Here is a 6501-nt window from a genome sequence, read left to right on the forward strand (position 1 = left end):
GAGACCTCCACAGGTCAGTTCGTGGCAGGCGGAGACAAGGGCGGCCCCGCGACTTTGGCGAGACGAGGGGGCCGCCCTTGGCGCAGCTACTGCCGGGTGGTGTTCAGGCGGCGGGCGACGGCATCGAGCTTGGCCGTGAGATCGGCGGCTGGGGTGTCGCTGAACGAGTGCAGGGCGACGGTCGCGGCGATGATGACGTCACAGAGTTCGTCGGCCACGTCGGCGGTGGTGTGGCTGATGCCCTTGCGGGGGTTCTGGCCGGTCATGCCGATGTAGGCGGCGGATGCCTCGCCGGCTTCCTCGGTGACCTTCATCAGTCGCATCGCCGTCTCGTGCTCGGCGGTGCCGTTGGTGGCGTTCAGGACGGCGGCGATGCGGGCCGCGACGGGGATGAGGAGAGCGCTCACAGGGTGTTCCTTTCGGCAGTGGGGAGTTGGGGCAGTCCGGTGTGTTCCAGGGCGGTGGGGTCGTAGCCGGGCAGCGCGGCGCGGGCGACCAGGGCGGCGGCGAGCTGTTCCGCGTACGCGGCGCCGCTGCGGGCGACTTCGACTTGGGCTGTGGCGCGCAGGGTCTCGACGCGTTCGACGTGGGCGCGTTCCTCGCGCCGGTCGCTCATGTGTCGCTCGTGGGCGAGGCGTTCACGCCGCTCGGTGCGCCAGTACCGTGCGGCGAGCGCGTAGGCGCCGGTGGTGGCCAGTGCCCACAGCAGCAGCGGCAGGGGCATGCCGTCGGCGTATCCGGCGACGCCAGCGAGGGCGAGGGAGCCGGAGGCGGCGAAGGCGGTCCCGGCGATGACCGGGTCTCCGGCGCGGCCGATGCTCGCGCACGCCCCGGCGCCGGCGGCGGCGAGGGAGAGTGCGGTCATGAGCACGGCGTTGCCGACGGAGTGTTCGGCGCCGTTGGCGTTCCAGATCCGGGCGAGCGCCAGCACGGTCGTGGTCGCCAGCGCGGGGGCGGCCTTGGGCGCGGCGAGGGCGAGCCAGTGCCGGGCCACGATGGGTTCGTTGGGCAGAGTCACGGTCGGCTTCCTCCGTCAGTTGCCGAGCTGGCCGAGCGAGTCGGCGGCGGCCTGCACGAGGTTGTGGATGGGCTCGTACGCGCCGGTTCCGGCGACGAAGAACCCGAACAGGAAGAGCACGGTGGCGGCGAAGCCTCCGGCGGACTTGGTCTTGACGGCGAAGGCGGACGCGGCGCCGAAGAGCAGCACGGCGGAGACGGTGAGGGTCATCGGTTGGCCTCCGAGCGCTCCGGGCGGGGGGTGTCGGTGCCGTCGCGGTAGATGCGCTGGGCGCGGTTGTAGAGCCAGCGCCCGGCGCGGATGCGCTTGCCGGTGGCCTTGCAGCGGCGGCAGCTCTTGCCGCGCTTGGGCCGTCCCTTGCGGTCGGTGGTCGTGGCGAAGCCGAAGCCGTTGCACTTGCGGCAGGTCCCGAACGGGCTGGCCGCACACATTCCGCTGTAACCGAGGGTGACGAGTATCAGGCAGGCGATAGCAAGGGCAGTGAGGGGCATCAGGGGCCCTTTCTCGGGTTTTCCGGGGTTTTCGCAGGTGGGGTGCTATGCGCTAGTTCGCAGATCAGGTGCTATGGGGTGTGCTAGCGGGGGTGCTACCGGTAGCAGGGCGAGGTGCTACCGGTAGCACCGTCCGGGGCTAGGCGGCGCCCCGGTTTTCGTCACGCTCCGCAATCGCCTTCGTGAGGTCGGCGCGGAGGATGCCACGGCGGGTGGTGCGGGTGCCGTCCTCGGTCGTGCCCGCGACGTCGCGGGTCTTGATGCCGTGCGGCTTGAGCGCGCTGGTGACGTTCTCGCCCTTCCAGCCGCCGTAGACCTCGGGGCGCAGTTCGGCGAGCCGGGCGGCGATCCGCTCGTTCCACACCCGCTCTTCCGACGGCGGCACGATGGCCGCTATGTCGGCGAGCAGGTCGTAGGACGGACCGGCCGCGGCCTCGGGGTCGTCCCCGAGCGCGTGCCCGGACAGGGTGCCTTCGGCCTTGCGCAGGGCGTGTGCGCGCTGGGCGATGGCGTTGGTGGCCGGGTCGTCCAGGTAGGCGGTGCGGACCACGACCGGGAGCGCGGTGGCGCCGGCGAGGTAGCCGTTACCGGCGTCGATCTCCGGGCGGAAGGAGGTGGCGCGTACGCCGTTCTTGTACGCGGACGTGCCCAGGATCATGTCGTTCTCGACCTGGCCTGCGACCCGGAGGGCGAAGCGGATCGAGACGTTGCCGCTGATCCCGGTCGGCAGCGAGTCCTTGTCCGGGCGCTGCGTGGCAAGGATGAGGACCACCCCGAGTGCGCGACCGAGCTTGATGATGAACTCCGCGTCGTCACCAGCCTGTTTGCCGTACTTGGAGTGGGCGAACAGGTTCTGGCACTCATCGAACACGGCGACCAGCGGCCACAGCTTCAGCGAGCGCTTGTCGGCAATCTGCCGGGTGATGCGCTTGTCCGGGCACAGGTCCCTCGGCAGCTTCTTCATCGCAGCCGCGCGGCGCATGACTTCCTCGCGCAGCAGCTTCAGCGAGTCGGCCGCGTACTTGATCGAGTCGTCGTCGATACCGGAGACGAACCGGTGGCTGACGCACTCCAGCGCGTCCAGGTCGCCGGTGCCCTTGTTCTCGTGCAGCCACAGTTCCACGGAGGGATCCATGGCGGCGCCGCAGGCCAGCACCCGCACGGACGCGGTCTTGCCCTGGCCGGGCAGTGAGCCGATCAGGATGTTGTGCTGGATCATCGGCACGGACTGAGCACGCCCCCGCGGGTCGATGCCGAACGGGATCCGCTTGAAGACGTCGTGCTTGCGGGCGCCTGCGAGCTGCCACTTGACGATGCCGGTCTTGGACAGGTCCCGGTCGCCCACCCACAGGATGAGTCGTCCCTCGTGCTCGCTGGGGTCGGCGTCCGGCCACACGCACCCGAGCGGGCGGCGCAGGCCGGAGGCGAGCCGGGCGCGCCGGTCGGCCACGTCGGCGACCGTGACGCCCAGGGGAAGGTCGATGTCCGCGCGCCAGCCCGGTCCCTCGCGGGTGATCGGGGCGACGAACTTGATGCCGTCCTGGCCCTTGGCGACCGCGGTTGCGATCTGGCCGATGCCGATGGACGCCATGGCCTTGACCACGATGTCACTGGTCAGCTTCTGCACCTCGGTCTTGATGACCGCGCGGGAGGCGAGCGGCGCATCCGCCGGCACCCCCGCCACCCCGCAGCAGAACACGATCACGGTGGTGGCGATGACCTGCGTCATCGGCTCTGCGCCGAAGACCAGGAACAGGCCCATCCCCAGGGCGAACAGGGTCCCGACGATGGTCAGGATCATCCGCAGCCGGACCCGCCGGTCGCGCTGGCGGGACAGCTTGAGGTACAGCTCGGAGTTCTCCCGGCGCGCCTCGGCCTGGCGTAGCGGCTCTCCTTCCGCATCGATGGCCCAACGGCCGATCCTGCCCAGGATGTTGACCAGGCCGCGCGGCGAGCGCCACACCAGCTTGGGCACGTACAGGAACGGCACGCGGACCGCGTGGAAGGCGAGGGTGTGCCCCACGTGCCCGGCCAGCCAGCGCATCGCGTCGGCGAACTCCGGGCCCGACTTCACCCACGCGGGCAGGACGTCCAGGCGCTTGGAGTCGCGGATGCGGTCGATCAGACCGGGGCCCGACTGCGCCGGGGCCGGACGGTCGACCATCGTCGGGGCGGAGTCGTCCGACTCCCCCTCGCTCGGGTCGGCCGACGCGGTCGGCTGCGAGTCGGCCGACCGGTCGGGGCCGGAGTCGGCCGACGCGTCGGCGGTGCGGTCGGCCGACTCGCTGCGGGCCGACCGGGCCTTGTTCAGGTCGACCACGTCGCCCGCCGGGTCGGCGGACATCTCGGCTTCGAGCCGGTTGAAGAGTTCGTTGTCGTCGTCGGGGTGCTTCACTGAGGTTCCTTCTCTCGGGGAGGATGCGGGGCCCGGCCGCTGTCTTGGCGGGCAAGGCCGGGCCCCGTGTGTGGGTCAGGCGGCGCGCTGTTCCTCGGGGTAGGCGCAGGGGATGCACATCCCGAGCGAGGTCGGGAAGCAGTAGCTGTAGGTGATCCGGCACTTCGGGCAGGTGCGGCGGGCGAGCATCGCCAGGGCGAGCGCACCCCACTTGCGCGACGTCATCGGCCGGACCGGCTTCGCGCGGTCGACGCGGTAGAGATAGGCGACCTGGACACCGGCCTTGCGGCCGCGGTGGTGGCGCATCACCTGCGCGGCGACCGGCTGCCCGCCCGGCCGCAGCCCCGACGCGCGCAGCTGACGGCGGGTGGCGTAGCCGTCCGGGGCGAACCGCCACGGGTACGTGGGGATGCCGAACCGGGCGCCGAAGGGGTCGAAGCACTTGCCGTAGGCGGCCATCAGGCAGCCACCCCCACGACCGGCTCACCGGTCCGCGCCCCGGCGCGGCCGGAGCGCCGTCCGGTGACCGTGGCGAACAGCCGCCCCAGCCCCGCCCGGCGGGTGCCAGCGCGCCCCTGCTTGGCCGCATACATCGCCTCATCCGCCCGCCGCAGCAGAGCGGACAGGTCGTCGCCGGGGAAGTCGGCGGCGCGCACCCAGCCGAGAGAGACCGTGGTGTGCACGTGAGGGTCCTGGCCGTCGACCGGACGGGCGAGCACGCCATGCAGCACGGCGAGCATGTCCCCGGCGGTGCCGTGGTCATCGATCAGAACGGCGGCGAACTCATCGCCCCCAAGCCGCCCTGCCACCCCGACACGGCCGACGTAGTGGGCGAGCCGGTCCGCGGTCGCCTTCAACAGGGCGTCTCCGGCCGCATGCCCGAAGGCGTCGTTGATCTGCTTGAAGCGGTCGACGTCGGCCAGCACCACGACCGCCCGCGAATCCCGCAGCAGAGCGGTAGCCCGGCGGGTGAACGCGTCACGCGTCCAGAGCCCGGTCAGCGGGTCACGGCGGGCGACGTTCAGGCGCCGTCGCAGCCACAGCGTGTGCGCCGTCCAGCCGGAGGCGACCGGAGCCGCCCCGGCGAGCATGCTCAGCACGGTGTTCATGCCGCCGCCCCCTCAGTGCCCTCGCTGTCGTCGCCGTCGACGGTGTGCAGGTGACGCCCTTCGGCCCGGTCGTTCAGCAGCAGGTCGCGCAGTACGCGGGAGTTGGCAGCCGAGCAGTGCAACGTGGTGCGGATGGCTTCGGCGTTGATCGCGTCATCGGCCCACTCGGCCGTGGCCTCGCGCGCCTCGGCAAGCAGTTCCGCCGGGGTGCGCGGCACCTTGGCGGTCTTGGCCTTGCCCTTGGTGCCGGCCGGGCGCTTGCGCGGCGCCTTGGGCGGCTCCGGTGTCGGTTCCTCCGTCTGCTGCGGGGGCGTGGGCGGGACGTCCTCGCTCGCCGGGGCCAGCTCGCCCAGCTTCAGCAGCACGCGTTCCGGGCGCGGGGTCTTCGACCGCCACCGCCGGCCGTGCTCCTCCCGCAGCCGGGCACGGGCCAGCTGCCGCTCACGCTCACGCTTCAGCGCCTCGGAGTAAGAGGTGATCTCCCACAGCGTCATCCGCCGCCACAGGGCGAACGTCGACAGCGGGGCGAGCATCCAGCGGGAGAACCGCACCTTCTCCATCCGCCGGCCGGTCGCGGCACCGATCCGCACGGCGTAGACGTGGGCGCCGATCTCGGAGAACACCACCCACAGCAGCGGCATCGTGCCGTGTGCGACCTTCGCCCACAGCGAGTGCCCGGCGGCGACGTTCAGCCCACAGGTGACCAGCGTCAGCACCCAGGGCACGAACCGCACCCACGCCAACGCCATGTCCATCCGGATCAACAGCAGGTTGGCGACGGTGAACACCGGGATGGCCACGTCGATGCCGACCGGCAGCATCCACGGTTCGCCGAACCCCCACCGGGCCGCGGCAGTGGAAACGGCGTCGAACGAGGCGATCAGTCCCAGGGCTCCGACCGCGGCTGCGGCCAGCGCGCCCAGTACGGCAAGACCTATCTCCGGCTTGCTCAGGGGCGGCACTGCGGGACGCTCAACCGTCGTGGTCGTGGTGGTCATGCTGCACCGCCCGCCACGATCAGGGCCGCGACGATGAGCAGCGCACCGCCCACGCGGGTCAGGTCGACCGCGCGCCGGAGGCAGGTGAACTTGACGATCGCGATGCGGGACAGGACGGCGATGTGGTGCGCGCGCCGGTCCTCGGTCAGCTCGGTGTCGATCTCCTCAGCGGTGAGCGTCGCCCACAGCGGGAAACCGACCGGGGTCCGGCCACCCAGGTTCGGGCGGACCGAGTGCAGCAGCCAACCGGCCGCCGCGACCATGCAGACCAGGCCCGCACCGCCGGCCGCCACAGAGGCGTCGTTCAACGGGACGTCCTTGGCGACCGTCCAAGCCCCGGCCAGTACCGCGCCGACGAACGCCAGCAACAGCGCGGTCTTGTTGTCCGTGCGGGAGGAAACGCGCCAGTTCGCAGATTCCTGAGCGTGGGGAATCTGGAACCGGCGCGCGGGTTCGTCGTTCTGGCCGTTGCTGGGAGCGGGTTCCTGTC

9 protein-coding genes are annotated in these 6501 nt (G+C 71.5%); all 9 read right to left on the reverse strand.

Annotation, left to right across the window (positions count from 1 at the left end):
- Positions 1–86 precede the first annotated feature (86 nt).
- Positions 87–407: a MazG-like family protein gene (locus AB0D74_RS28945; RefSeq protein ID WP_362593207.1), complete on the reverse strand. Its 321-nt coding sequence runs from the start codon at positions 405–407 to the stop codon at positions 87–89.
- Positions 404–1018, reverse strand: coding sequence for a hypothetical protein (locus tag AB0D74_RS28950; RefSeq protein ID WP_362593210.1), 615 nt, complete (start codon positions 1016–1018; stop codon positions 404–406). The genes AB0D74_RS28945 and AB0D74_RS28950 overlap by 4 nt, the downstream gene beginning before the upstream one ends.
- 15 nt (positions 1019–1033) lie before the next feature.
- A complete protein-coding gene (locus tag AB0D74_RS28955; protein ID WP_362593214.1) occupies positions 1034–1228 on the reverse strand; it encodes a hypothetical protein in 195 nt (64 codons plus the stop codon).
- Entirely contained in the window at positions 1225–1509 is a 285-nt protein-coding gene (locus tag AB0D74_RS28960; RefSeq protein WP_362593217.1) for a hypothetical protein, read from the reverse strand. Before AB0D74_RS28960 ends, AB0D74_RS28955 begins: the two co-directional genes overlap by 4 nt.
- 139 nt (positions 1510–1648) lie before the next feature.
- Entirely contained in the window at positions 1649–3904 is a 2256-nt protein-coding gene (locus tag AB0D74_RS28965) for an FtsK/SpoIIIE domain-containing protein (protein WP_362593220.1), read from the reverse strand.
- A 75-nt stretch (positions 3905–3979) separates the two neighbouring features.
- Positions 3980–4363, reverse strand: a complete 384-nt coding sequence (locus tag AB0D74_RS28970; RefSeq protein ID WP_362593223.1) for an RRQRL motif-containing zinc-binding protein — start codon at positions 4361–4363, stop codon at positions 3980–3982.
- Positions 4363–5013 (reverse strand): GGDEF domain-containing protein, encoded by a 651-nt coding sequence (locus tag AB0D74_RS28975; protein ID WP_362593226.1) that lies wholly within the window; start codon positions 5011–5013, stop codon positions 4363–4365. The genes AB0D74_RS28970 and AB0D74_RS28975 overlap by 1 nt, the downstream gene beginning before the upstream one ends.
- Positions 5010–6011, reverse strand: coding sequence for a DUF2637 domain-containing protein (locus AB0D74_RS28980; protein WP_362593229.1), 1002 nt, complete (start codon positions 6009–6011; stop codon positions 5010–5012). The genes AB0D74_RS28975 and AB0D74_RS28980 overlap by 4 nt, the downstream gene beginning before the upstream one ends.
- On the reverse strand, positions 6008–6445 hold the full coding sequence (locus AB0D74_RS28985) for a Pycsar system effector family protein (protein ID WP_362593248.1): 438 nt from the start codon (positions 6443–6445) through the stop codon (positions 6008–6010). The genes AB0D74_RS28980 and AB0D74_RS28985 overlap by 4 nt, the downstream gene beginning before the upstream one ends.
- Positions 6446–6501: the final 56 nt, after the last annotated feature.

Source organism: Streptomyces sp. NPDC048278, from assembly GCF_040652195.1.
Lineage (GTDB): Bacteria > Actinomycetota > Actinomycetes > Streptomycetales > Streptomycetaceae > Streptomyces.

What these genes read in the sequence shown, in the direction of transcription:
- AB0D74_RS28960 (WP_362593217.1), bottom strand. Translation starts at nt 1,509, where the DNA reads ATGCCCCTCACTGCCCTTGCTATCGCCTGCCTGATACTCGTCACCCTC.
- AB0D74_RS28980 (WP_362593229.1), bottom strand. Translation starts at nt 6,011, where the DNA reads ATGACCACCACGACCACGACGGTTGAGCGTCCCGCAGTGCCGCCCCTG.
- AB0D74_RS28955 (WP_362593214.1), bottom strand. Translation starts at nt 1,228, where the DNA reads ATGACCCTCACCGTCTCCGCCGTGCTGCTCTTCGGCGCCGCGTCCGCC.
- AB0D74_RS28975 (WP_362593226.1), bottom strand. Translation starts at nt 5,013, where the DNA reads ATGAACACCGTGCTGAGCATGCTCGCCGGGGCGGCTCCGGTCGCCTCC.
- AB0D74_RS28970 (WP_362593223.1), bottom strand. Translation starts at nt 4,363, where the DNA reads ATGGCCGCCTACGGCAAGTGCTTCGACCCCTTCGGCGCCCGGTTCGGC.